General features: G+C 67.6%; 17 protein-coding genes, 2 tRNA genes and 2 pseudogenes. 4 read left to right on the top strand and 17 right to left on the bottom strand.

What is annotated here, in order from left to right; all coding sequences use genetic code 11:
- Nucleotides 1–8 precede the first annotated feature (8 nt).
- From rodA to ACZ3IC_RS16940, 9 genes are all read right to left on the bottom strand, one after another.
- The gene (rodA, locus tag ACZ3IC_RS16980; RefSeq protein ID WP_467416951.1) at nt 9–1,199 is read right to left on the bottom strand and encodes a rod shape-determining protein RodA; all 1,191 of its coding nucleotides are present in this window, start codon (nt 1,197–1,199) and stop codon (nt 9–11) included.
- Nucleotides 1,199–3,364, bottom strand: a complete 2,166-nt coding sequence (gene mrdA / locus ACZ3IC_RS16975) for a penicillin-binding protein 2 (protein ID WP_467416949.1) — start codon at nt 3,362–3,364, stop codon at nt 1,199–1,201. The genes rodA and mrdA overlap by 1 nt, the downstream gene beginning before the upstream one ends.
- 61 nt (nt 3,365–3,425) lie before the next feature.
- Complete coding sequence (mreD, locus tag ACZ3IC_RS16970; RefSeq protein ID WP_467416946.1) at nt 3,426–4,088, bottom strand: rod shape-determining protein MreD; 663 nt, start codon at nt 4,086–4,088, stop codon at nt 3,426–3,428.
- 17 nt (nt 4,089–4,105) lie between these two features.
- Nucleotides 4,106–5,170 carry a rod shape-determining protein MreC gene (gene mreC, locus ACZ3IC_RS16965; protein WP_467416945.1) on the bottom strand — a complete coding sequence of 355 codons (1,065 nt, stop codon included), beginning with the start codon at nt 5,168–5,170 and terminating at the stop codon, nt 4,106–4,108.
- Nucleotides 5,171–5,294: 124 nt separating this feature from the next.
- On the bottom strand, nt 5,295–6,314 hold the full coding sequence (locus ACZ3IC_RS16960) for a rod shape-determining protein (protein ID WP_467416943.1): 1,020 nt from the start codon (nt 6,312–6,314) through the stop codon (nt 5,295–5,297).
- A gap of 290 nt (nt 6,315–6,604) precedes the next feature.
- Nucleotides 6,605–7,018, bottom strand: coding sequence for a nucleoside-diphosphate kinase (gene ndk / locus ACZ3IC_RS16955; protein WP_467416941.1), 414 nt, complete (start codon nt 7,016–7,018; stop codon nt 6,605–6,607).
- A 96-nt stretch (nt 7,019–7,114) separates the two neighbouring features.
- Nucleotides 7,115–7,474 carry a DUF4233 domain-containing protein gene (locus ACZ3IC_RS16950; protein WP_467416940.1) on the bottom strand — a complete coding sequence of 120 codons (360 nt, stop codon included), beginning with the start codon at nt 7,472–7,474 and terminating at the stop codon, nt 7,115–7,117.
- A 5-nt stretch (nt 7,475–7,479) separates the two neighbouring features.
- The gene (folC, locus tag ACZ3IC_RS16945; RefSeq protein ID WP_467416938.1) at nt 7,480–9,003 is read right to left on the bottom strand and encodes a bifunctional tetrahydrofolate synthase/dihydrofolate synthase; all 1,524 of its coding nucleotides are present in this window, start codon (nt 9,001–9,003) and stop codon (nt 7,480–7,482) included.
- Between the two features lie 136 nt (nt 9,004–9,139).
- On the bottom strand, nt 9,140–11,761 hold the full coding sequence (locus ACZ3IC_RS16940) for a valine--tRNA ligase (RefSeq protein ID WP_467416935.1): 2,622 nt from the start codon (nt 11,759–11,761) through the stop codon (nt 9,140–9,142).
- A gap of 140 nt (nt 11,762–11,901) precedes the next feature.
- On the opposite strand from ACZ3IC_RS16940, the gene ACZ3IC_RS16935 reads away from it, so the two are divergent.
- The gene (locus tag ACZ3IC_RS16935) at nt 11,902–12,870 is read left to right on the top strand and encodes a hypothetical protein (protein ID WP_467416933.1); all 969 of its coding nucleotides are present in this window, start codon (nt 11,902–11,904) and stop codon (nt 12,868–12,870) included.
- A 77-nt stretch (nt 12,871–12,947) separates the two neighbouring features.
- On the opposite strand, the gene clpX is transcribed toward ACZ3IC_RS16935, so the two are convergent.
- From clpX to ACZ3IC_RS16910, 5 genes and pseudogenes are all read right to left on the bottom strand, one after another.
- Nucleotides 12,948–14,246, bottom strand: a complete 1,299-nt coding sequence (gene clpX, locus ACZ3IC_RS16930; RefSeq protein WP_114244485.1) for an ATP-dependent Clp protease ATP-binding subunit ClpX — start codon at nt 14,244–14,246, stop codon at nt 12,948–12,950.
- A gap of 157 nt (nt 14,247–14,403) precedes the next feature.
- The gene (locus tag ACZ3IC_RS16925) at nt 14,404–15,084 is read right to left on the bottom strand and encodes an ATP-dependent Clp protease proteolytic subunit (RefSeq protein ID WP_467416930.1); all 681 of its coding nucleotides are present in this window, start codon (nt 15,082–15,084) and stop codon (nt 14,404–14,406) included.
- A gap of 52 nt (nt 15,085–15,136) precedes the next feature.
- Nucleotides 15,137–15,727, bottom strand: a pseudogene (locus tag ACZ3IC_RS16920) (ATP-dependent Clp protease proteolytic subunit); the annotation flags it as partial.
- Between the two features lie 264 nt (nt 15,728–15,991).
- Entirely contained in the window at nt 15,992–17,410 is a 1,419-nt protein-coding gene (gene tig / locus ACZ3IC_RS16915; protein WP_467416928.1) for a trigger factor, read from the bottom strand.
- Between the two features lie 207 nt (nt 17,411–17,617).
- Nucleotides 17,618–17,694, bottom strand: a tRNA-Pro gene (locus ACZ3IC_RS16910).
- A gap of 166 nt (nt 17,695–17,860) precedes the next feature.
- Between ACZ3IC_RS16910 and ACZ3IC_RS16905 the strand changes: the two genes are divergently transcribed.
- Nucleotides 17,861–17,934 (top strand) — tRNA-Gly (locus tag ACZ3IC_RS16905).
- A 194-nt stretch (nt 17,935–18,128) separates the two neighbouring features.
- On the opposite strand, the gene ACZ3IC_RS16900 is transcribed toward ACZ3IC_RS16905, so the two are convergent.
- On the bottom strand, nt 18,129–18,323 hold the full coding sequence (locus ACZ3IC_RS16900) for a hypothetical protein (protein ID WP_467416925.1): 195 nt from the start codon (nt 18,321–18,323) through the stop codon (nt 18,129–18,131).
- A gap of 488 nt (nt 18,324–18,811) precedes the next feature.
- On the opposite strand from ACZ3IC_RS16900, the gene ACZ3IC_RS16895 reads away from it, so the two are divergent.
- Entirely contained in the window at nt 18,812–19,966 is a 1,155-nt protein-coding gene (locus ACZ3IC_RS16895) for an acyltransferase family protein (protein WP_467416923.1), read from the top strand.
- Nucleotides 19,967–19,985: 19 nt separating this feature from the next.
- Here ACZ3IC_RS16895 and ACZ3IC_RS16890 read toward each other — a convergent pair.
- Together ACZ3IC_RS16890 and ACZ3IC_RS16885 are read right to left on the bottom strand one after the other, a co-directional pair.
- Nucleotides 19,986–20,492, bottom strand: a pseudogene (locus tag ACZ3IC_RS16890) (HD domain-containing protein).
- Between the two features lie 227 nt (nt 20,493–20,719).
- Nucleotides 20,720–21,865 (bottom strand): SpoIIE family protein phosphatase, encoded by a 1,146-nt coding sequence (locus tag ACZ3IC_RS16885; RefSeq protein WP_467416921.1) that lies wholly within the window; start codon nt 21,863–21,865, stop codon nt 20,720–20,722.
- 104 nt (nt 21,866–21,969) lie between these two features.
- Between ACZ3IC_RS16885 and ACZ3IC_RS16880 the strand changes: the two genes are divergently transcribed.
- Nucleotides 21,970–23,202, top strand: coding sequence for a GNAT family N-acetyltransferase (locus ACZ3IC_RS16880; protein ID WP_467416919.1), 1,233 nt, complete (start codon nt 21,970–21,972; stop codon nt 23,200–23,202).
- Nucleotides 23,203–23,412: the final 210 nt, after the last annotated feature.

The raw sequence follows: 23,412 nt of genomic DNA, 5'->3' as shown, positions 1-23,412 counted from the left end.
GCACCCGATCAGGCACTTATCGGCCGCTGCACCCTGATCGACTGGAGCAGTCCGACGGCTACCCAGACGGCGAACATCGAGGACCCTCCGTACGACACGAACGGCAGCGGAAGCCCGGCGACCGGCATGATGCCGAGCGTCATCCCGATGTTCTCGAAGGCCTGGAAGGCGAACCAGGCGATGATTCCGGCGGCGACGATCGTGCCGTACAGCTCGGTCGTCTCGCGGGCGATCCGACAGGCGCGCCACAGGACGATGCCGAGCAGGACGAGAATCAGTCCGGCGCCGAGGAAGCCGAGCTCCTCGCCCGCGACGGTGAAGACGAAGTCGGTCTGCTGCTCGGGGACGAACTGGCCGGTGGTCTGGGTGCCCTGGAAGAGGCCCGTTCCGGTGAGGCCGCCGGAGCCGATCGCAATACGGGCCTGGTTGGTGTTGTAGCCGACGCCCGCCGGGTCGAGCGCCGGGTTGGCGAAGGCGGCGAAGCGGGCGATCTGGTAGTCGTCGAGCAGGCCGAGCTGCCAGATGGAGACGGCGCCGGCCGTGCCCGCGCCGAGGAGGCCGAAGATCCAGCGGTTCGACGCGCCGGAAGCCAGCAGCACGCCGAGCACGATGACGACCATGACCATCACGGAACCGAGGTCCGGCATCCCCATGACGACGACCATCGGGACGGCCGCCAGGCCGAGGGCCTTGGCGACGGTCCGGTGGTCGGGGTGGGGCTGGTCGCCCGCGTCGACGCGGGCGGCGAGCAGCATCGCCATGATCAGGATGATGGTGATTTTGGTGAATTCGGACGGCTGGAGCGAGAAGCCGCCGCCGATGATGATCCAGGCGTGGGCGCCGTTGACGGTGGCGCCGAGCGGGGTGAGGACCGCCAGCACGAGGATCACCGAGAGGCCGTAGAGGATCGGGACGGCGCCGCGCAGGGTGCGGTGGCCGAGCCAGATCGTGCCGACCATCAGGGCGAAGCCGATGCCGGTGTTGAGGGCGTGCCGGAAGAAGAAGTAGTACGGATCGCCGTGGGTGAGCGAGTCACGGCCCCTGGTCGCGGACCAGACCAGCAGCGAGCCGATGAAGGAGAGCGCGATCGCGGACCCGAGCAGCGGCCAGTCGAGTCTGCGTACGACGGAGTCGCGGGCGGTGAGTTTGCCCCAGGCGGAGCGTTCGGGGGCGTACCGCGAGACGGAGAAGCCGGCCATCAGTCGCGCCTCCCGAGCACTGCCGCGAGGGTCTGATCCTCCGGGGTCTTCTGCGAGTCGGGGTCGTACGGCTTGATCTCCGGGGCGTCGATCGAGCCGTCCTGCTGGATCTTCGGCAGGGACTTCTGCGGGGTGGGCAGCAGCGCCTTCTTCAGGTCCTGCTTTCCGGAGTCGTCGAGACCGTAGAGGGCGTCGTAGATGTTGCGCACGGCGGGCCCGGACGCGCCGGAGCCCGTACCGCCCTGGGAGATCGTCATGACGATCGAGTAGTCCTTGGTGTACGTGGCGAACCAGGAGGTCGTCTGCTTGCCGTAGACCTCGGCCGTACCCGTCTTGGCGTGCATCGGGATCTTGTCCTGCGGCCAGCCGCCGAATCGCCAGGCGGCCGAGCCACGGGTCGCGACGCCCGCGAGGGCTTCGTCCATCTCGTTGCGGGTCTTGCGCGTGAAGGGCAGCTTGCCGTGCGACTTGGGCTTGATCTCCTCGACGCTCTGGCCGTCGCCGCTGACGATCGCTTTGCCGACGGTGGGGTCGTAGAGCGTGCCGCCGTTGGAGATCGCGGCGTAGATGGTGGCCATCTGGATCGGGGTGACGAGGGTGTCGCCCTGTCCGATCGAGTAGTTGACGGAGTCACCGGCGCGCATCTTGTTGCCTTCGAGGCAGTTCTCGTACGCGATCTGCTCGACGTACGAGCCGTCCTTCTTGCCCTGCTTGCACCAGGCGTCCTTGTTCGCCTTGTAGAAGTCCTGCTTCCACTTGCGGTCGGGGACGCGGCCGGTGACCTCGTTGGGGAGGTCGATGCCGGTCTCCTTGCCGAGGCCGAACTGGTGGGCGGTCTTGTAGAACCAGTCCTTGGGGTGCTTCTTCGGGTTGATGCCGCCGTCCTTCAGCCACTCCTTGTGCGCGATGCCGTAGTAGACGGTGTCGCAGGAGACTTCGAGGGCCCGGCCGATGGTGATGGAGCCGTAGCTCTGGGACTCGAAGTTCTTGAAGACCTGGCCGCCGACGTTGTACGAGCTGGGGCAGGGGTAGTTGCCGTCGAAGGGATAGCCGGCGTTGACCGCGGCGGTCGAGGAGACGACCTTGAAGATCGAGCCGGGGGCGGCCTGGCCCTGGATCGCCCGGTTCAGCAGCGGGAAGTTGGAATTCTTGCCGGTGAGCTCGGCGTACTCCTTGGCGGAGATGCCGCCGACCCAGGAGTTGGGGTCGTAGTTCGGCAGGGAGGCCATCGCGACGACGCGGCCGGTCTTGGCCTCCATGACGACGACGGCGCCGGAGTCGGCCTTGTAGTTCTCGCCGGTGTTCTTGTCGAACGACTGACGGGCCGTCTTCATGGCCTCGTTGAGCTCGTACTCGGCGACGGCCTGGACCCGGGCGTCGATGGAGGTGACGACGCTGGAGCCGGGCTCCTCCTTGTCGTTCTTCGCCTCTCCGATGACCCGGCCGAGGTTGTCGACCTCGTAGCGGGTGACACCGGCCTTGCCGCGCAGTTCCTTGTCGTAGGTGCGCTCCAGGCCGGAGCGGCCGACCTGGTCGGAGCGGAGGTACGGCGATTCGGTGTCCTGGGCCTTGGTGATCTCTTCGTCGGTGACGGGCGAGAGATAGCCGAGGACCTGGGCGGTGTTGGCCTTGCCGGGCGCGGGGTAGCGGCGTACGGCGGTGGGCTCGGCGGTGATACCCGGGAAGTCCTCGGCGCGTTCGCGGATCTGGAGGGCCTGCTGGGTCGTGGCCTCGTCGGTGACCGGGATCGGCTGGTACGGCGAACCGTTCCAGCAGGGCTGCGGCGTCTTCGCGTCGCAGAGCCGGACCTTGTCGAGGACCTCCTTGGGCTTCATGTCGAGGACATCGGCGAGCCGGGTCAGGACGCTCTTTCCGTCGTCCTCCATCTTCATCAGCTCGGTGCGGTTGGCGGAGACGACCAGGCGGGTCTCGTTGTCGGCGAGGGGCACGCCGCGCGCGTCGAGGATGGAGCCTCGGACTGCGGGCTGGATGACCTGCTGGACGTGGTTGCTCATCGCCTCGTCGCTGTACTCCTGGCCGTTGCGGATCTGGAGGTACCAGAGGCGCCCGCCGAGGGTGAGCAGCAGGGAGAAGACGAGGACCTGGATGACGACCAGACGGATCTGGACCCGTTGGGTCCGGCCGGTCTCGGGGATATTGCTCACGGGGCGCCCCCGGTGGTGGTCGGGCCGGAGGTGCGAGGGGTGTGCCCCCTGTGGTGCCGCCTCACAGTCGCTTGACTCCCTTGGTCCGTCCGGCGCGTGACGCCCGGTTTCGGGCGGCCTTGATGCGCAGTCCGCCGCGCTGGCTGCCGATCCGCAGTCCGGTGCCGGAGGTCAGCCAGCCCGCGGCGACGTCGCCGTTGCCGGAGGAGTCGGCGAGCGGGTCGTTCACCGTGCGTCGGGCGATCGCCATGACCAGGGGGACGACGAACGGCGCGAGGAGCAGGTCGTAGACGGCGGCGGTGAACAGCAGGCTGCCGAGGCCCACATGAAGGGCCGCCGTGTCCCCGACGAGTGCGCCGACGAGCGCGTACAGCAGGGTCGAGCCGATCGCCGCGGCGACGACCGCGACCATCGGGACGAGGGCCGATTTGAGCTGCCCGATCTCCGGCTTGGCCAGTCCGGCGAGGTAGCCGATGACGCAGAGGACCAGTGCGTAGCGTCCGGCGGCGTGGTCGGCGGGCGGTGCCAGGTCGGCGAGGAGTCCCGCGCCGAAGCCGATGAGAGCGCCGCTGACATGCCCGTACACGAAGGCGAGACCGAGGACGACGAGGAGCATCAGGTCGGGCACGGCGCCGGGGAGCTGGAGGCGGGAGAGCACGGTGACCTGGACGACAAGAGCGACCACGACCAGGACGATGGAGAGCAGAGTCTGGTTCAAGCGCATGGGAATCAGCTCTGCCTCTACTCGTCTACCGCGGTGTCGACGCTCGATGTGGCGTTCGGACTGCCACTGGGGTCCGGGCTTCCGCTGGGGCCCGGACTCTCGCTCGGGTCCGGACTCTCGTTGATGTTCCCGACGACATTGCCTTCGGTGTCGACGATGTCGCCGTTGGGCGAGATCGTGACAGTCACGGTCGGGGTGGGCTTGGGCTTTGCGGGTTTGGCCGGCTGCTTCGGCAGGACCATGTCGCGGGGGTCCTCGCGCGGGGCCTGGACGACGATGCCGACGATGTCGAGCCTGGAGAATCCGACGTACGGGCGGACGTAGACGGTACGGGTCAGGCCGCCGCCCGACGGGTCGACGCGGACAACCTCACCGACCGGTACGCCGGGCACGAACGGCTTGTCCTTGCTGGAGCCGAAGGTGACCAGACGATCGCCCTTCTTCACCTTGGCCTTGCCGTTGAGGAACTGGACGGACAGCGGCTGGGAGCCCTGCCCGGTGGCGAAGCCCAGTTCGTCGGTCTTCTCCATACGGGTGCCGACGGTGAAATCGGGGTCGTTGGCGAGGAGCACCGTGGCGGTGTCCGGTCCGACGGTGCTGACCCGGCCGACGAGTCCGTCACCATTGATGACGGTCATGTCACGCTTGATGCCGTCATTGGAGCCCGCGTCGATGGTGACCGTCCAGGAGAAGCCCTGGGCCGCTCCTATGGCAATGACCTCGGCGGCCTTGATGCCGTACTGTCCGGCGGCCGACTTCTTCAGCATCCGGTCCAGCTCGCGGACCCGGCTGTTGTTCCGGTCGTCGCTGCCGAGCTTCATCTTGAGCGCGGCGTTCTGCTGCTCCAGCTCGGCGATCCGGTTGTGCCGTGTACCGGAGTCGCGTACCGCCCCTATGGCGTTGCCCACCGGGTCGACAGCTGCCGCGACGCCGTTCTCGACCGGCCCGAAGACCGTGGCGGCGGCCCGCCGGGCGCCGTCCACCGGTGACTCCTCGCCGCCGCGGATGTCCACCGTGATCAATGCGAATGCGATGGCGATCAGCAGTACCAGGAGCAGCCGGCTCTCTCGTGTGTCCCTCACGTGCGGCGGCCGTGCCTTCCTCGTCGGAATGTTCGTGCCTGTATATCAACGATCGGCCGTACGGAGTGGCAGTCGTCCGCACAGCAGACCGATGTGTTGTCTATCTGCGGGCCGGGCGTGCTGTCTACCTGCGGGGCTGGGCGTCCAACACCTGCTGGAGTGCCTCGAACTCCTCGACGCACTTGCCGGATCCGAGCGCCACCGAGTCCAGCGGGTCCTCCGCGATGTGGATCGGCATTCCGGTCTCGCGGCGCAGCCGCTCGTCCAGTCCGCGCAGCAGCGCACCGCCGCCGGTGAGGACGATGCCGCGGTCCATGACGTCACCGGAGAGCTCCGGCGGGCACTTGTCGAGCGTGGTCTTCACGGCGTCGACGATGGAGTTGACCGGCTCCTCGATGGCCTTGCGGACCTCGGCGGCCGAGACGACCACGGTCTTGGGCAGCCCGGAGACCAGGTCGCGGCCGCGGATCTCGGTGTGCTCGTCCTTGTCCATGTCGTACGCCGAACCGATCGTGATCTTGATCTGTTCGGCGCTGCGCTCACCGAGGAGGAGCGAGTACTCCTTCTTGATGTGCTGGATGATCGCGTTGTCCAGCTCGTCACCGGCGACCCGGATCGACTGGGCGGTGACGATTCCGCCGAGCGAGATGACCGCGACCTCGGTGGTGCCGCCACCGATGTCGACGACCATGTTGCCGGTGGCCTCGTGGACCGGCAGACCGGAACCGATGGCCGCCGCCATGGGCTCCTCGATGATGTGCACCTGGCGCGCGCCGGCCTGCGTCGAGGCCTCGATGACGGCGCGTCGCTCGACCCCGGTGATGCCGGAGGGCACGCAGACGACAACCCGCGGGCGGGCCAGGTAGCGGCGCTTGTGGATCTTCAGGATGAAGTAACGGAGCATCCGCTCGGTGATTTCGAAGTCGGCGATCACGCCGTCCTTCAGGGGCCGTACGGCAACGATGTTGCCGGGTGTACGCCCGATCATCTTCTTGGCCTCGGAACCGACCGCCAGGATGCCGCCGGTGTTGGTGTTGATGGCCACGACGGACGGCTCGTTCAGAACGATGCCGCGCCCCCTGACGTACACCAGCGTGTTGGCAGTCCCGAGGTCGATAGCCATGTCACGGCCGATGAACGACATTGAGTTCCCCTTGTTCCCCATGAGGATGCGTCGGGCCTTCCAATAAAGCGATGATGGCTTGTTCTGGTCGGCGAGGTGAGCGCTGCGGGCGTGGAAGATTCCATCGTAGTGCCGTATGCACGAACACCGCGCGAGGGTCCTTCGCCTTTGTGGGCGGAACGGGTGGTCGTTCCACTCATGGTGACGTTACGTCGGAGTGATGCGTTCCCGCGATCCGGAACCCTATGCCGAAGGGCGACCGAATTAATTCGGTCGCCCCCGGTCATGAGCGCTGTTCGGCTGATCCGGGGTCAGAAAAGTCCCGGAAAGAAAAGCTTCAGTTCTCGCTCTGCGGACTCCTCGGAGTCCGAGGCGTGAATGAGGTTCTCCCGGGTGATCGTGCCGAAGTCACCGCGGATGGAGCCGGGCGCGGCGGCGATCGGGTCGGTGGGGCCTGCGAGTGTACGGATGCCCTCGATGACCCGCTCGCCCTCGGCGACCAGCGCCACGACCGGACCGGACAGCATGAACTCGACGAGCGGCTCGTAGAACGGGCGGCCGACGTGCTCGGCGTAGTGCTGCTCCAGCGTGGCGCGGTCGAGGGTCCGCAGCTCCAGCGCGGTGATCCGCCAGTCGGCCTTGCGCTCGATCCGCCCGACGATCTCGCCGACCAGTCCGCGCCGGACCGCGTCGGGCTTGAGGAGAACGAGGGTGCGCTGGGTCATGGTGTGCGGCTCCTTGCAGGCATGGGGGTGCGGTGAAGCGAGGCTACAGGGGTACGGGGAAGAACCTGCGGCCGGGTTTGGCCACGGGGCGCGGGATCAGCCACCGGCCGAGGCCTCGGCCGACTCCTGCGCGGCCGCCCAACGGGCCTTCGCCTCATCGATCTTTCGGCCGTAGTGCACCGAGGCCCACCACAGGGCACCGAAGATCACGCCGAGGACGAACATCGTAGGGACGACGAAGCCGCTCAGCACCAGGGCGATCTGCAGCGCCCAGCCGAGCTGTATCCCGCCGGGGCGGGTGATCAACCCGCAGAGCAGCACGGACAGCAGCATGCCGATGCCGCAGACCGTCCAGACCATGGTGGTCGTCAGGTCGTCGGACTTCATCGCGACAAGGCCGGCGAAACCGATCACGAAGAACTCGCCGATCAGCGTCGATGCACAGAGCGTACGCACTTCGGTCAGTACCTTCCCAGGAGCAGTCGGGCCTCGCCGACCGTGATCACGGAACCGGTCACCAGGACGCCGGCGCCCGCATACTCGTCCTCCTCCTCGGCGAGGGTGATCGCCGCCTCCAGCGCGTCGTCGAGACGCGGTTCGACCTGGACGCGGTCGTTGCCGAAGACCTCGACCGCTACGGCGGCCAGTTCGTCGGCGTCCATCGCGCGGCCGCTGGAGTTCTGGGTGATGACGACCTCGGCGAAGATCGGCTCGAAGGCTTCGAGGAGCCCCTTGACGTCCTTGTCGCCGCTGGAGCCGACCACACCGATCAGCCGGGAGAAGCCGAAAGCCTCGGAGAGCCCGTCGGCGGTGGCGCGGGCGCCCGCCGGGTTGTGAGCCGCGTCCAGGACGACGGTCGGGCTGCTGCGGACCACTTCGAGGCGGCCCGGCGAGATCACCGAGGCGAAGGCCTGGCGGACCGTGTCGATGTCGAGTGAGCCGGGCCGCTCGGCGCCGATCCCGAAGAACGCCTCCACGGCACAGAGCGCCACCGCCGCGTTGTGCGCCTGGTGGGCGCCGTACAAGGGGAGGAAGATCTCCTCGTACTCCCCGCCCAGGCCGCGCAGCGTCAGCAGCTGGCCGCCGACGGCGATCTCGCGGGAGACGACACCGAACTCCATGCCTTCGCGGGCGACCGTGGCGTCGACCTCGACAGCCTTCTTCAGCATGACCTGCGCGGCGTCGACCGGCTGTTGCGCCAGGATGACCGTGGCGCCCTGCTTGATGATCCCGGCCTTCTCACCGGCGATCTCGGCGGGCGTGGCGCCGAGCCGGTCGGTGTGGTCCAGCGAGATGGGGGTGACGACGGCGACCGAGGAGTCGATGACGTTCGTCGCGTCCCAGCTGCCGCCCATGCCGACCTCGACGACGGCGACATCGACCGGCGCGTCGGCGAAGGCCGCGTACGCCATGCCCGTCAGCACCTCGAAGAAGGAGAGCCGGTACGGCTGCTGGGCGTCGACCATCTCCACGTACGGCTTGATGTCCTGGTACGCCTCGATGAACCGCTCGGGGTCCATCGGGGAGCCGTCCAGGCTGATCCGCTCGGTGATCGACTGGACGTGCGGCGAGGTGTAGCGGCCGGTACGCAGATCGAAGGCACCGAGCAGCGCCTCGATCATGCGGGCCGTGCTCGTCTTGCCATTGGTCCCGGTGATGTGGATCGAGGGGTACGCACGCTGCGGCTCGCCGAGCACATCCATCAGCGCGGCGATGCGCGTGACGGAGGGCTCCAGCTTGGTCTCGCCCCAGCGTCCGGCGAGCTCCTGCTCCACCGCGCGCAGCGCCTTGTCCACCTCGGGGTCGGCGGGGCGGACGGGGACGTCCTGGCCCTGCGGCGGTCCCGAGCGGGTGCGCAGCGTACGGCTCCCGGCCTCGATCACCGCCAGGTCGGGGTCGCGCTGGGTCGCTTCGTCGACGATCTCCGCGAAGGTCTCGTCGGGATCGGAGGCGTCGTGCCGGTCGGAAGGGCGGGGCTCACTCACGAGGCCCAGTCTACGGATGGGCACGGACATCGTGCGCAGCGCCCGTTGTGGCAGGACTCCTGAGCGGGCGCGGGGAACGGCGAAGCCCCCGTACTCCCGGCAGCGGGAGGACGGGGGCTTCGCCCTCAGCGGGTGATCAGCCCTGCGGCAGGTTCGCCAGTTGGTTGGTGATCCGCTCGATGTCCGCTTCGGCCTTGGCGAGCCGGCCGCGGATCTTGTCGACCACGTTGTCCGGGGCCTTGCCGAGGAACGCCTCGTTGGAGAGCTTGCCGTTGGCCTGTGCCTTCTCCTTCTCGGCGGCGCCCAGGTCCTTCGTCAGGCGCTTGCGCTCGGCCTCGACGTCGATCGTGCCGGACAGGTCGAGGGCGACCGTGGCCCCCGCGACCGGCAGCGACGCGGTGGCGTGGAAGCCGTCACCGGCGGGCTGCAGGCGCAGCACCTGGCGGATGGCCGCCTCGTGCGGGGCGAGCACGGTGCCGGTGAGGCTGAGCTCGGCCGGGACCTTCTGGCCGGGCTGGAGGCCCTGGTCGGAGCGGAACCGGCGGACCTCGGTGACGACCTGCTGGACGAGTGCGATCTCCTGCTCCGCGGCGTCGTCGCGGAAGCCGCTGTCGGCCGGCCAGTCGGCGATGACGACGGACTCCTTGCCGGTGAGCGTGGTCCAGAGCGTCTCGGTGACGAACGGGACGACCGGGTGCAGCAGCCGCAGCATCACGTCGAGGACCTCGCCGAGGACCCGGCCGGAGACCTTGGCCTGCTCGCCGCCCGCGAAGAACGTGGTCTTGGACAGCTCGACGTACCAGTCGAAGACCTCGTCCCACGCGAAGTGGTAGAGCGCCTCGCTGAGCTTGGCGAACTGGAAGTCGTCGTAGAACGCGTCGACTTCGGCGACGGTCTTGTTGAGCCGCGACAGGATCCACCGGTCGGTCACCGACAGCTGCTCGGCGGGCGGCAGCTCACCCTCGACCGTGGCGCCGTTCATCAGCGCGAAGCGGGTGGCGTTCCAGATCTTGTTGGCGAAGTTGCGGGAGCCCTGGACCCAGTCCTCACCGATCGGGACGTCGACGCCCGGGTTGGCACCGCGCGCCAGGGTGAAGCGCAGGGCGTCGGAGCCGTACTTGTCCATCCAGTCCAGCGGGTTGACGACATTGCCGAAGGACTTCGACATCTTCTTGCCGTACTCGTCGCGGACCATGCCGTGCAGGACGACGGTCTCGAACGGCGGCGTGCCGTCGTTCACGTACAGACCGAACATCATCATCCGGGCGACCCAGAAGAAGAGGATGTCGTAGCCGGTGACGAGGACGGAGTTCGGGTAGAACTTCGCGAGGCTGTCGGTCCGCTCCGGCCAGCCGAGCGTGGAGAACGGCCACAGGCCGGAGGAGAACCAGGTGTCCAGGACATCGCTGTCCTGCGTCCAGCCCTCGCCCGTAGGGACCTCGTCGTCCGGTCCGACGCAGACGACCTCGCCGTTCGGGCCGTACCAGACGGGGATGCGGTGGCCCCACCAGAGCTGGCGCGAGATCGTCCAGTCGTGGAGGTTGTCGACCCAGTCGAAGTACCGCTTCTCCATCTCCTGCGGGTGGATCTTGACGCTGCCGTCGCGGACGGCGTCACCGGCCGCCTTGGCGAGCGGGGCGACCTTGACCCACCACTGGAGGGACAATCGCGGCTCGATGGTGGTCTTGCAGCGCGAGCAGTGGCCGACGGAGTGGAGGTACGGACGCTTCTCGGTGACGATCCGGCCCTCGGCGCGCAACGCGCCGACGATGGCGGACCTGGCCTCCAGGCGGTCGAGACCCTCGAAGGGGCCGGGGACCGTGATGACGGCGCGCTCGTCCATGACCGTGAGGAACGGCAGGTCGTGGCGCTTGCCGATCTCGAAGTCGTTCGGGTCGTGGGCGGGAGTGACCTTGACGGCGCCGGTGCCGAACTCCGGGTCGACGTGGTGGTCGGCGACGACGGGGATCGTGCGGTCGGTCAGCGGCAGCTTGATCTGCTTGCCGACCAGGTGCTTGTAGCGCTCGTCGTCGGGGTGGACGGCGACCGCGGTGTCACCGAGCATCGTCTCGGCGCGGGTCGTGGCGACGACGATGGTGTCGTCGCCCTCCCCGTACGTCATGGCCACGAGCTCGCCGTCGTCGTCCTGGTACTCGACCTCGATGTCCGAGATCGCGGTCAGACAACGCGGGCACCAGTTGATGATGCGTTCGGCGCGGTAGATCAGCCCGTCGTCGTACATCTTCTTGAAGACGGTCTGGACGGCGGTGGACAGGCCCTCGTCCATGGTGAAGCGCTCACGGGACCAGGCGACGCCCTCGCCGAGTCGGCGCATCTGGCCGGAGATCTGGCCGCCGGACTCGTTCTTCCACTTCCAGACACGCTCGACGAAGGCCTCGCGGCCCAGGTCGTGGCGGGACTTGCCCTCCTTGCCGAGCTCACGCTCGACGACGTTCTGGGTGGCGATGCCTGCGTGGTCCATGCCGGGCTGGTACAGCGCCTCGAAACCCTGCATGCGCTTGCGGCGCACGAGGGCGTCGATCAGCGTGTGCTCGAAGGCATGTCCCAGGTGCAGGCTGCCCGTGACGTTCGGCGGCGGGATGACGATGGAGTACGGCGGCTTCTCGCTGTGCTCGTCGGCTTCGAAGTAACCACGTTCTACCCAGCGCTCATACAGCTTCCCCTCTACCTCGGCCGGTGCGTACTGGGTCGGCAGTTCGGGGTTGCTGGCTGGCGTCTGCTGAGTGTTCTCGGTCACGGGGGACAGTTTAGGGCCGTCACAGTCGTGCACTGAAACGAGATTGTCCAGTAACGGTGTGACTCCGGATGCTCCATGCAGGTGGACCTTCCGTCAGGATGTTCGGAACGCATAAGCATTCCGAACAGGGGACACCGTAGATGAGCTACAACCAGCCGGGCCCGTACGGCCAGCAGCCGCCGCAGGGCCAGCCCGGACCGTACGGCCAGCAGCCGCCCCAGGGCCAGCCCGGACCGTACGGCCAGCAGCCGCCCCAGGGCCAGCCCGGACCGTACGGCCAGCCGCCCCAGGGCCAGCCCGGTTACGGGTACCCGCAGCAAACCCCTCAGCAGCAGCCCCAGCCGGGCTACGACGGCTTCCCGCAGGCCCAGCAGCCGGGCCCCTACGGACAGCAGCCGCCCATGCCCCAGTACGGCGGCCAGCCCCCGTTCCCCCCGGCTCAGCCGAAGAAGAAGACCGGCCTGATCATCGGCGGCGCGGTCGTGGCGCTGGCGGTCATCGCGGGTGGGGTGTTCCTCCTCACGGACGTCGGCGGCAGCTCGGTCGCTGACGACGGCAAGACGTACAAGCTGACGACGCCGGAGACGGTGATCGACGGCACGTACAAGAAGAGCCCGGACAAGAACAACAACTCCTTGACGTCGGACGACGTCGAGGAGTTCGAGAAGTGGGGAGTGAAGAACGCCAAGCAGGCCTCGGCCGGCTACACCTCCGGTGAGGCAGCCTCCCAGAAGATCCTGTCGTTCGGCGGCGCCTACGGCACGATCGACGACCCCGAGGCCGTCGTCGATGCCATGTTCGGCAAGATGAAGGAACAGTCCGCCAAGGGCGACAAGAAGGACGGTGAGCTGGTCGGCAGCCCGAAGTCGTTCAGCCCGGCCGGTTTCGAGAACGGCGTCCTCAAGTGCCAGGAATCCAAGTCCCCGGCCAGCGCCACCACCGGCAAGGCCACCACCATGCCCTTCTGTATCTGGGGCGACCACAGCACTGTTGCCGTGGTCATCGATATCGACATGGCCGACCTCATGACCGGTAAGAGCAAGTCGATGGACGACGTTGCCAACAATGCGGCCAAGCTTCGCAACGACGTCCGCGTCGAGGTCAAGTAGCGCACACGGAACGGCAAAGGGGCGCCCGGCCAGTCCAACTGGCCGGGCGCCCCTTCCGTATGTGTATCCGCCAACCGCTACGCGGACTTCTCGTGCCGCCCGTCGTCGCCCTTGCCGATGGTGCGCGGCTCGCGCGGGACCAGGGTCGGGTTCACGTTGTTGCGGACGACGTCCGCCGTGATGACGACGCGGGCGACGTCCTTGCGGGACGGCACCTCGTACATCACGGACTGGAGGACCTCTTCCATGATGGCCCGCAGGCCACGCGCGCCGGTGCCGCGCAGGATCGCCTGGTCGGCGATGGCCTCCAGGGCCGGGCGGTCGAAGTCCAGCTCGACACCGTCGAGTTCGAAGAGTCGTTGATACTGCTTCACCAGCGCGTTGCGCGGCTCGACGAGGATCTGGAGCAGCGCCTCGCGGTCCAGGTTGTGGACCGAGGTGAGGACGGGCAGGCGGCCGATGAACTCCGGGATCATCCCGAACTTCACCAGGTCCTCCGGCATGACCTCCTGGAACTGGTCGCTCGCCTCGATCTCCCGCTTGGAGCGGATCGTCGCGCCGAAGCCGATGCCCTTGGCCCCCGCCCGCGACTCGATGATCCTCTCCAGACCGGAGAAGGCACCGCCCACGATGAACAGCACATTCGTCGTGTCGATCTGGATGAACTCCTGGTGCGGGTGCTTCCGGCCGCCCTGCGGCGGCACGGAGGCGGTGGTGCCCTCCAGAATCTTCAACAGGGCCTGCTGGACGCCCTCGCCGGAGACATCACGGGTGATCGACGGGTTCTCGCTCTTGCGGGCGACCTTGTCGATCTCGTCGATGTAGATGATCCCGGTCTCGGCCTTCTTGACGTCGTAGTCCGCGGCCTGGATCAGCTTCAGCAGGATGTTCTCGACGTCCTCGCCGACATAGCCGGCCTCCGTCAGCGCCGTCGCATCGGCGATGGCGAACGGGACGTTGAGCATACGGGCCAGGGTCTGCGCGAGAAGCGTCTTGCCGGAGCCTGTGGGGCCCAGCAGCAGGATGTTGGACTTGGCCAGCTCGATGGCGTCGTCACGGCCCTGCGCGCCGCCGTTCTCGCCCGCCTGGACCCGCTTGTAGTGGTTGTACACAGCGACCGAGAGGGCCTTCTTCGCGGGCTCCTGCCCGACGACGTACCCCTCGAGGAACTCGTAGATCTCGCGCGGCTTGGGGAGTTCCTCCCACCGCACCTCGGAGGTCTCCGCGAGTTCCTCCTCGATGATCTCGTTGCAGAGATCGATGCACTCGTCGCAGATGTACACACCGGGTCCCGCGATGAGCTTCTTCACCTGCTTCTGGCTCTTTCCGCAGAACGAGCACTTGAGCAGGTCGCCGCCATCACCGATGCGTGCCACGAGGTGCTTCCCCTTCGCCTGGGAGCAGCCTGGTTCAGCGGCTCCTGGTGCCTCTATCCGACGGTACCTTGCCTTGCCCCCCGTTCGGGCCCCCCTTGGCACTGTTCACACGGCCGAGACCGCGTGAACCCGCCGTGCCAAGGGGTGAAGGCCGACGTCAGACTGCCGTGGTCGCCTGCTTGCGGGTCGACACGATCTGGTCGACGAGACCGTAGGCGAGGGCGTCCTCGGCGGTCAGGATCTTGTCGCGCTCGATGTCGTCGCGGATCTTGTCGATCGGCGTGGTGGAGTGCTTGGCCAGCATCTCCTCCAACTGGGTCCGCATCCGCAGGATCTCGTTGGCCGCGATCTCCAGGTCCGAGAGCTGCTCACGGCCGGTCTGCGAGGACGGCTGGTGGATCAGTACACGGGCGTTGGGGAGCGCCATCCGCTTGCCGGGCGTACCCGCGGCGAGCAGCACGGCCGCGGCGGAGGCCGCCTGGCCCATGCAGACCGTCTGGATGTCCGGCTTCACGAACTGCATCGTGTCGTAGATCGCGGTGAGCGCGGTGAACGAGCCGCCGGGGCTGTTGATGTAGATCGAGATGTCGCGGTCCGGGTCCATCGACTCCAGGCACAGCAGCTGCGCCATGACGTCGTTGGCGGAGGCGTCGTCGATCTGCACGCCGAGGAAGATCACGCGCTCCTCGAAGAGCTTCGCGTACGGGTCGTACTCACGCACGCCCTGCGAGGTGCGTTCCACGAAGCGCGGCACGATGTAGCGGTTGTCCACCTGCGGGCCGGTGTAGAGGCCGCTCGCGGAGGCGCCGGGGAAGTTGTTCATGTGGGTGTTCACCATCCTGGTGGCGTTCTGTGGCTGGGTGTCTCGGCGTACGAGAGGTGCGCGGGGCACCGCCGCCCGGAACGCCCGATGCGATCGTGATGATCTCGTCGATGAGGCCGTACTCCTTGGCCTCCTCCGCGGTGTACCAGCGGTCGCGGTCGCCGTCGCGGATGATCGTCTCGACCGTCTGGCCGGAGTGGCGGGCGGTGATCTCCGCCATCCGCTGCTTGGTGCGCAGCAGGTACTGGGCCTGGATCTTGATGTCCGAGGCCGTACCGCCGATGCCGGCCGAACCCTGGTGCATGAGGATGTCGGTGTTCGGGAGCGCGAAGCGCTTGCCCGCGGTGCCGCCGGTGAGCAGGAACTGGCCCATCGAGGCCGCCATGCCCATACCGATGGTGACCACGTCGTTCGGGATGTACTGCATGGTGTCGTAGACCGCCATGCCGGCCGTCACCGAACCGCCGGGGCTGTTGATGTAGAGGTAGATGTCCTTGTCCGGCTCGGCGGCAAGGAGAAGCAGCTGCGCCGTGATCTTGTTGGCGATCTCATCGTCGACCTGCTGACCGAGGAAGATGATGCGCTCGCCGAGCAGTCGACTGTAGACCTGGTCACCGAGGCCTCCACCGGGGGACGGCTCTCCGGCGGCGTAGGGCATCAGATTCGTCACGTATCCACCTGCTCGTCTCTGACGGCTCCGGCCGTCTCAGCGTCTTCGTACCGGGTGGGCGGGGACTCCCCTGCCCTTCCTATTCATGGACCCTAACGCGCAGGTAGGACAACGCCATCCCGCTTCCGCAACTGTTCGCTGGGAGCGCAAGCTCCGCAGTCCGCACAAGGGTTGTGGGGCACCGTACGCCATACGACGACGGGCTCCGGACGCTGAGCGTCCGGAGCCCGTCGTACGGGTTCAGCGCGAGGCTCAGGCCTCGTTCGTCTCCTTGGCGACCTCGGCGGCCTCGGAGGCGGCGTCGGTAACGGCCTCGGCGGAGCCGTTGGCGACCTCGACCGTCTCGATGGCCTCCTCCTCGTCGTCCTCCAGCTCGACGGCCTCACCGTTGGTGTCGACGACCTTGGCGGCCTCGACGACCACGGCCAGCGCCTTGCCGCGGGCGACCTCGCCGACGAGCATCGGCACCTGGCCGCCCTCGACGACGGCCTGGGCGAACTGGTCGGGGCTCATGCCGGAGGAAGCGGCGCGCCGCATGAGGTGCTCGGTGAGCTCCTCCTGGTTGACGTTCAGCTTCTCCTTGTTGACCAGCTCGTCCAGGATGAACTGGGTCTTGATGCCCTTGATCGCCTGCTCGGAGGTCTCGGCCTCGAACTCCTCGACCGTCTTGCCCTGGATCTCCAGGTACTTGTCGAGGGTCAGACCCATCTGACCGAGCTGGTGGTGCTCCAGGTTGTGCTTGCGGGTCTGGACCTCGTCCGCGAGCAGCTTCTCCGGGATCGGGACCTCGGCCAGCTTCAGCAGCTCGTCGAGGACGCGCTCCTGGGCCTGGGTGGCCTGGTCGAACTGCTTGGTGTTCTCGAGGCGCTTGCGGCTGTCCGCCTTCAGCTCGTCGAGAGTGTCGAACTCGCTCGCCATCTGGGCGAACTCGTCGTCCAGCTCGGGGAGCTCACGGGCGGCGACCGCGGTGACCTTGACGGTGACCTCGGCCTCCTTGCCCTCGGCCGAGCCGCCCTTCAGCTCGGAGGTGAAGGTGGCCTCGCCACCCGCCTCCAGGCCGGTGACGGCCGCGTCGATGCCGTCGAGGAGCTCGCCGGAACCGATGGTGTACGAGACACCCTCGGCCACGCCGTCCTCCAGGACCTCGCCGTCGACCTTGGCCTCCAGGTCGATCGTCACGACGTCGCCCTCGGCGGCGGCGCGCTCGACCGGGTTGGTGGAGGCGAAGCGCTCGCGGAGCTGCTCCACGGCCTTCTCGACGTCCTCGTCGCTGACCTCGAAGGCGTCGACGGTGACCTCGATGCCGGAGTAGTCCGGAATCTCGATCTCGGGGCGTACATCAACCTCGGCGGTGAAGGCCAGCAGTTCACCGTCCTTCAGCTCGGTGATGTCGACCTCGGGCTGACCGAGGACGTTGAGCTCACCCTCGTTGACGGCCTCGGTGTAGAACTTCGGGAGGGCGTCGTTGACGGCCTCCTCCAGCACCGCACCGCGGCCGAACCGCTGGTCGATGACCCGGGCGGGGATCTTGCCCTTGCGGAAGCCCTTCACCGTGACCTGCTGGTTGATCTTCTTGTACGCCGCGTCGAGGCTGTCCTTGAGCTCCTCGAAGGGCACCTCGACAGTGAGCCGAACCCGGGTCGGGTTCAGGGTCTCCACGGCGCTCTTCACGGTTCGGTCTCCTTGTGGCTGACTTCTTGGGGTTCTGCTCCGCCGCACGGGAGGCGGCTTCGCGGACCGAGCCCGGTACATCAGACACACGGGCACGCATTTTGCATAGTAACGGCAAGGAGACGGACTCCCACAATGCGATCGTGCCGGTGGTCCGCGATCTCCCGGATGGTCCGTGATCTCGCGGATGGTCCTTGATCTTGCCGGTGGTCGGGGTGGCCGGATTCGAACCGACGACCTTCCGCTCCCAAAGCGGACGCGCTACCAAGCTGCGCCACACCCCGTCGGTGCGACACGTAGGGTACATGCAGAAACGCGGTGCATCCGTCACTTTGCGCGGGCGGCACCGAACGCGACACCCGGTGACCGCAATCGGGTGTGCGGGCAGTGCCCGCGACCCGCTACGATGATCCCCGTGCCGTTGGCCTCCGGGCCTGCGGTGCGATGCTTGCGGGCGTAGCTCAATGGTAGAGCCCTAGTCTTCCAAACTAGCTACGCGGGTTCGATTCCCGTCGCCCGCTCCATGCTTGGGCCCGGTTCGACGAATTCCTCGTCGAACCGGGCCTTTCGCGTCTTGTCCGCCTTCTGTCCTCGCCCTGACAGGCTCCGTCGGGGCCGGTCTCGCACCGGAGCGCCGACGCCGGTGCGAACCCGGGCCAGATCGGCTCAGCCGGATCAGCCGGATCAGTCAGAAGGTGATCTGTCAGAAGGTGATCTGTCAGAAGGTGATCTGGTTGATGGTCTCGGCTATCGAGTTCATGAACCTGCTGATCGACGGCGCCATGCCGGTCGATGCCAGGAAGAAGCCGAAGAGCACCGCGACGATCGCGGGTCCGGCCTTGATGGAGCCATTTCGGATCAGGACCACCAGGATGATCGCCAACAGAAGCACCACAGACAGTGAAATGGCCACGACTGATCACACCCTTGGTCGGTCCGCCTTGCCGGCCCGGAGGCGTGCGGCCGAGCACTCCTCCGTTCCATCCATCGTGCCATCAACTCCCCGGTGGTCGCTGCCGGGTGACGAATCGAAGTGACTGGATCGCGCCATCCTTGCGCCCCTAGTGCGCCCGGGGCGCACGACCGCATGAGGGGTGACACGGGGCTCCACCAAGGCTCCACACGGGCTCCGCATGCCCGCGAGTCAACCGCAAATCACACAATCACAATGACGTGCGGATGGGGCGATTTCCATATCCACACACCTCATTCACGTGCAACCCCAAGGCCGACTGCGGCGAAATTCACCTTCCTCGACACCCTGCCGATACGCCCCGTTTAAATTGGATAAATCTGGGCATAGCAGGCGGTTTTCTGTGGTTTCACTTTTGATTGGACGCGAACACGCGATATCCGTACGCGGTTTTACGAATTGCAATCGAGGCGTCTAAGGTGCCTTAGATGTTCCACGCTCCGAACGTATTTCAGAGGGCCCCGCTCCCATCAGCGACCCGGGAGTCGGAGCCCAGACGCCCAGGGACGATGGCGGCCACCGCGGCGCCTCTCGCACCGGTGACGAACAAGCCTCCGGCGGCTTCGCCGGCGAAGAAGCGTGACGCCTACTTCGACAACGCCAAATATCTGGCCATCGTGCTCGTCGCGGTGGCGCACTCGTGGGAACCGGTAATGGACGACAGCCGGACCACCCGGGCGCTGTACATGGTGGCGTACACCTTTCACATGCCGGCGTTCATCATCATCTCCGGCTATTTCTCCCGCTCGTTCGACATGTCCGCCACCAAGGTAAAACGCCTGGTCACCGGCGTCGCCGTGCCCTATGTGCTGTTCGAGACGGCGTACTCGCTGTTCAAGCGGTACGCGGACGACTCGCCCGATCAGCCGATCAGCCTGATCGATCCCTGGTACCTCACCTGGTTCCTGGTTGCGCTCTTCATCTGGCGGATCACCACACCGCTGTGGCAGGCGCTGCGCCATCCGCTTCCCGTGGCGCTCACCATTGCCGTCCTCGCCTCTTTCTCCTCGACGATCGGCAATGATCTGGATCTTCAGCGAGTTCTGCAGTTCCTGCCGTTCTTCGTGCTGGGGCTCCAGCTGAAGCCCGAGCATTTCCGACTGGTCCGCCGGCGTGAGGTACGGATGCTCGCGCTTCCCCTGTTCGCCGGGGCCCTGCTGTTCGCGTACTGGGCGGCGCCGCGGATGCAGTTGGGCTGGTTCTACCGCAGCAACAGCGCGCAGGAGATGGGCGCCCCTTGGTGGTCCGGCGCTGTGATGACGCTGGCGATGTTCGGCTGCGCGCTGCTGCTGACCATCGGGTTTCTGGCCTGGGTGCCGGGCCGCCACATGTGGTTCACCGTGCTCGGCAGCGGGACGATCTGCGGCTATCTGCTGCACGGGTTCCTGATCAAGGGCGCCGGATATGCAGGGTTGTTCGACGCCTACGATTGGCTCACGGAGCCCGGCGGCCTGGTCCTCGTCTCATTGGTCGCGGCCGGAGCGGTGACGCTGATGTGTACGCCACCGGTACGGCGAATGCTGCGCCCGGTGACCGAACCGGAGATGAAGTGGGCGTTCCGACGGGACGCGGCCGGACTCTGATCCCAGTGGACGAGCGGGGTCAGTCCTTCGCCGTGTTGGCTTGAATCGATTGCTCGACGGGCGATTCACCTGGGGTGAGCCCAAGCAGCCCCCGTACCTGCGCATACTTCTCGGCCAGTCGGGTACGGGTCGCCGGTTCCAGCACGGCGAGGCGGGCCGGGTCGGCGTTGTGTGCCAGGTCGGATTCCTTGATCAGCAGGGCGCCCGGGGTATCGAGGATGCGCCGGGTGTACGAGCCGAGGTCCTCGCCGTCACGTTTGGTGACGGCGAGGACCATGTCCTTGACCTGCTACGGCAGGGCGGCATCGGCCAGCCATGCCGCAGAGAGTGCGTCGTCCTCGACGGCGTCGTGCAGCCAGGCCGCGGCGATCTGTTCGTCGCTGCCGCCCCTGACACGTACGCCCTCGGCGACGGCGGCGAGGTGCTCTGCGTACGGGCGTCCCGCCTTGTCCCGCTGGTCGGCGTGGGCCTCGCGGGCGATCGCCTCGACTTCGGCCAGGGTCAGATGTGCGCGTGGCGTGGTCATGGTCCCGACTCTACGGACGGCCGACCCGCATCCTGCCGGGCTGGCGGGGCCGGGACAGCGACAGCGGCGCCGGACAGGTGCCGGTCCCGGCCTGAGACGACGGCCGTCAGGTCCGGGTACGAAGGCGGGGTGCGGGAGCCCTCGTACCCGGACATGTCGATGCCCACGTTCCGGTGAAGGGTCAACCCCCGTTGACGTGCGACCGGTTCAAACCGTTTGCGCACGGTTCAGGATGTGCGCGACAACAGCAGCAGCGCCCGGTCGTCGTTGACGTCCTTGGCGCAGGCCTCGATCAGATGCCAGGCCGCGCCCTCGAAACCGGTGTTGACATAACGGTCGGCCTCACCGGTCAGCCGGTCGATGCCCTCCGCGATATCGCGGTCGGACGCCTCCACCAGGCCGTCCGTGAACAGCATCAGTACGTCGCCGGGGGCCAACGAGCCCTTCACGGCGTCGAACTGCGCCCCGTCGTACACCCCGAGCAGCGGGCCCTCCGCGGCCTTCTCCTCCCACAGGCCGCTGCCCGAGTGGAGTTGCAGGGCCGGCGGATGTCCCGCCGAGAAGAGTTCGTAGTCGCCCGAATCGAGGTCCAGGACCAGATGGATCGAAGTGGCGAAACCCTCGTCCCAGTCCTGGCGCAGCAGATAGCCGTTGGCCGCAGGAAGGAAGCCGTGCGGGGGCAGCGAGCCGAGCAGGCCGCCGAAGGCACCGGACAGCAGCAGGGCGCGGGAGCCCGCGTCCATGCCCTTGCCCGAGACATCGGTGAGTACGGCCTCCAGCGTCCGTCCGCCGTTGGTACGGGCGGCGACGACGAAGTCACCGGAGAAGGACTGTCCGCCCGCCGGGCGCAGCGCCATCTCGTGGTGCCAGCCCTGCGGAAGCCGGGGCAGTGCGCTCTGCACCCTGATGCGTTCGCGCAGGTCGAAGAGCATGGTGCCGCCGCGTCGCCACGGCACACCGACCCTGGCCCGGAACTGGGCGAGGACCAGCCCGAAGAAGCCGCAGGCCGCGACGACCAGAACGATGCCGGGTGTCACCCGGGCCGGGCCGTCCTCGTACGGGCCCAGTCCGAGCGACTCCACGATCAGGGCCGTGGCGGCGGTCGCGTACAGACCCAGCAGGCTCGCGGGCCGCAGCAGCAGACCGCCCGCGACGATCGGCAGGACGAGCGCGGCCGGTGAGCACCACATCGGGTTGAGCAGGGTGGCGCAGGTGATGGCCGGAATGGTCAGCAGCAGACCGGCCAACGCGATCCAGTCCGATCCGTCGCCGCGGAAGTAGTCGACGCCGGACTTGCGCAGCGCGATGCGTGCCCGGTGCACCGATTTCCGCAATCGGGCCGGGTACGAGTCTGCTCCTGCGCGACGGGCCATTGCGGGGACTTTATCTACCCGACCGCCTCCGGTGCAGGGGGACCCCATGACAATGCGTTCGAAATCGGGTCGACCGACCGCCGCGCCCCTGGTAGGGATGGCCCATGACTACTGAGCTTCGCGTGTTGCGACCGTCCGAATGGAACGAATGGTTCCAGAGTCTGGAACTCGCATTCGGCGGTGTCGCAGAGCCCCCCGAGCAGCGCGAGCTGTACGAGCAGCTCACCGAGCACGAGCGGTCGATCGGCATCTGGGACGGCACCGATGTCGTCGCCACGGCCGGGGCGTTCAGCTTCCGGGTCGCCGTGCCGGGCGGGGCGCTGGTGCCCGCCGCCGGGGTCACGATGGTGAGTGTCGCGTCCACCCACCGCAGGCGCGGGCTGCTGACCTCGATGATGCGTCGGCAGCTCGACGACGTCCGGGCGTTGGGTGAGCCGATCGCCGTGCTGACGGCGTCGGAACCGGCGATCTACGGCCGGTTCGGATACGGCACGGCCTCGCGGCAGATGTCCCTGACGATCGACACGGACCGGGTGCGGCTGACGGTGCCCGGGGGCACGGACGAAGTGCGCCTGCGCCACGCGAAGCCGGACGAGGCGATGGCGGCGTGCGAGGGCGTGTACGAGCAGTTGGTGGCCGGCCGTCCCGGCACGCCGGCCCATGGGCCCGGCTGGGAGCGGAAGCCGATGGTCGACCCGGTGAGTTCCCGGCAGGGCGGTTCCGCGCAGCAGTGCGTGCTGGCGGAGCGGGACGGGGAGATCGTCGGCTATATGACGTATCACATCAAGCCGGACTGGGAACCGGCCGGGCCGAAGGGCGTGGTCTCGGTGAACGATCTCGCCGCGCTGGACCCGGCGGCGTACGCGGCATTGTGGCGGTTCGTCTTCGAGATCGACCTGACGTCGACGGTCGAGGCGCGGAACCGGCCGGTCGACGATGCGGTGCTGCACCTGGTGTCGGATGTGCGGCGGTGCAACGTCCGGATCCGTGATTCGCTCCATGTGCGACTGGTGGAGCTGGGGGCGGCGCTGGAGGCGCGGGCGTATCAGGCACCGGTGGATGTGGTGTTCGAGGTCGAGGACGCGTTCTGCCCCTGGAATGCGGGGCGTTGGCGCCTCACGGGTGACGTGAAGGGGGTGGCGTCGTGCCGTCGGACCGATGATGCGGCCGATCTCGCTCTTTCGGTGCGGGAGTTGGGCTCGGCCTATCTGGGCGGCGAGTCGCTGAGCTCGTTGGCCCTGGCCGGGCGGGTACGGGAGTTGCGGGCAGGCGCGCTGGCGGAGGCGTCGCCGGCGTTCTCGTCGGACGCGGCGCCGTGGTTGCCTCGGGGGTTCTAGGACGCCGCGGTCGTCCGGCCGCTGCTCTGGCTCTGTCCTCGAACGCCGGACGGGCTTGATCTGCCGGGCGTGGCGGTAGATCAAGCCCGTCCGGCGATTGCGGACAACGCGTCCGAAGGCCGAGCAGCCGACCGCTGGCGCCGTGACCGGCGGTGTTTGCACGGAAGGAGCGTCGTCCAGTGCGTGCGATCGCAAGGCGGCCGGAAGTCC

It is taken from the genome of Streptomyces sp. NPDC002958 (assembly GCF_055563255.1).
This window is presented reverse-complemented; position numbering and strand designations above follow the sequence as displayed.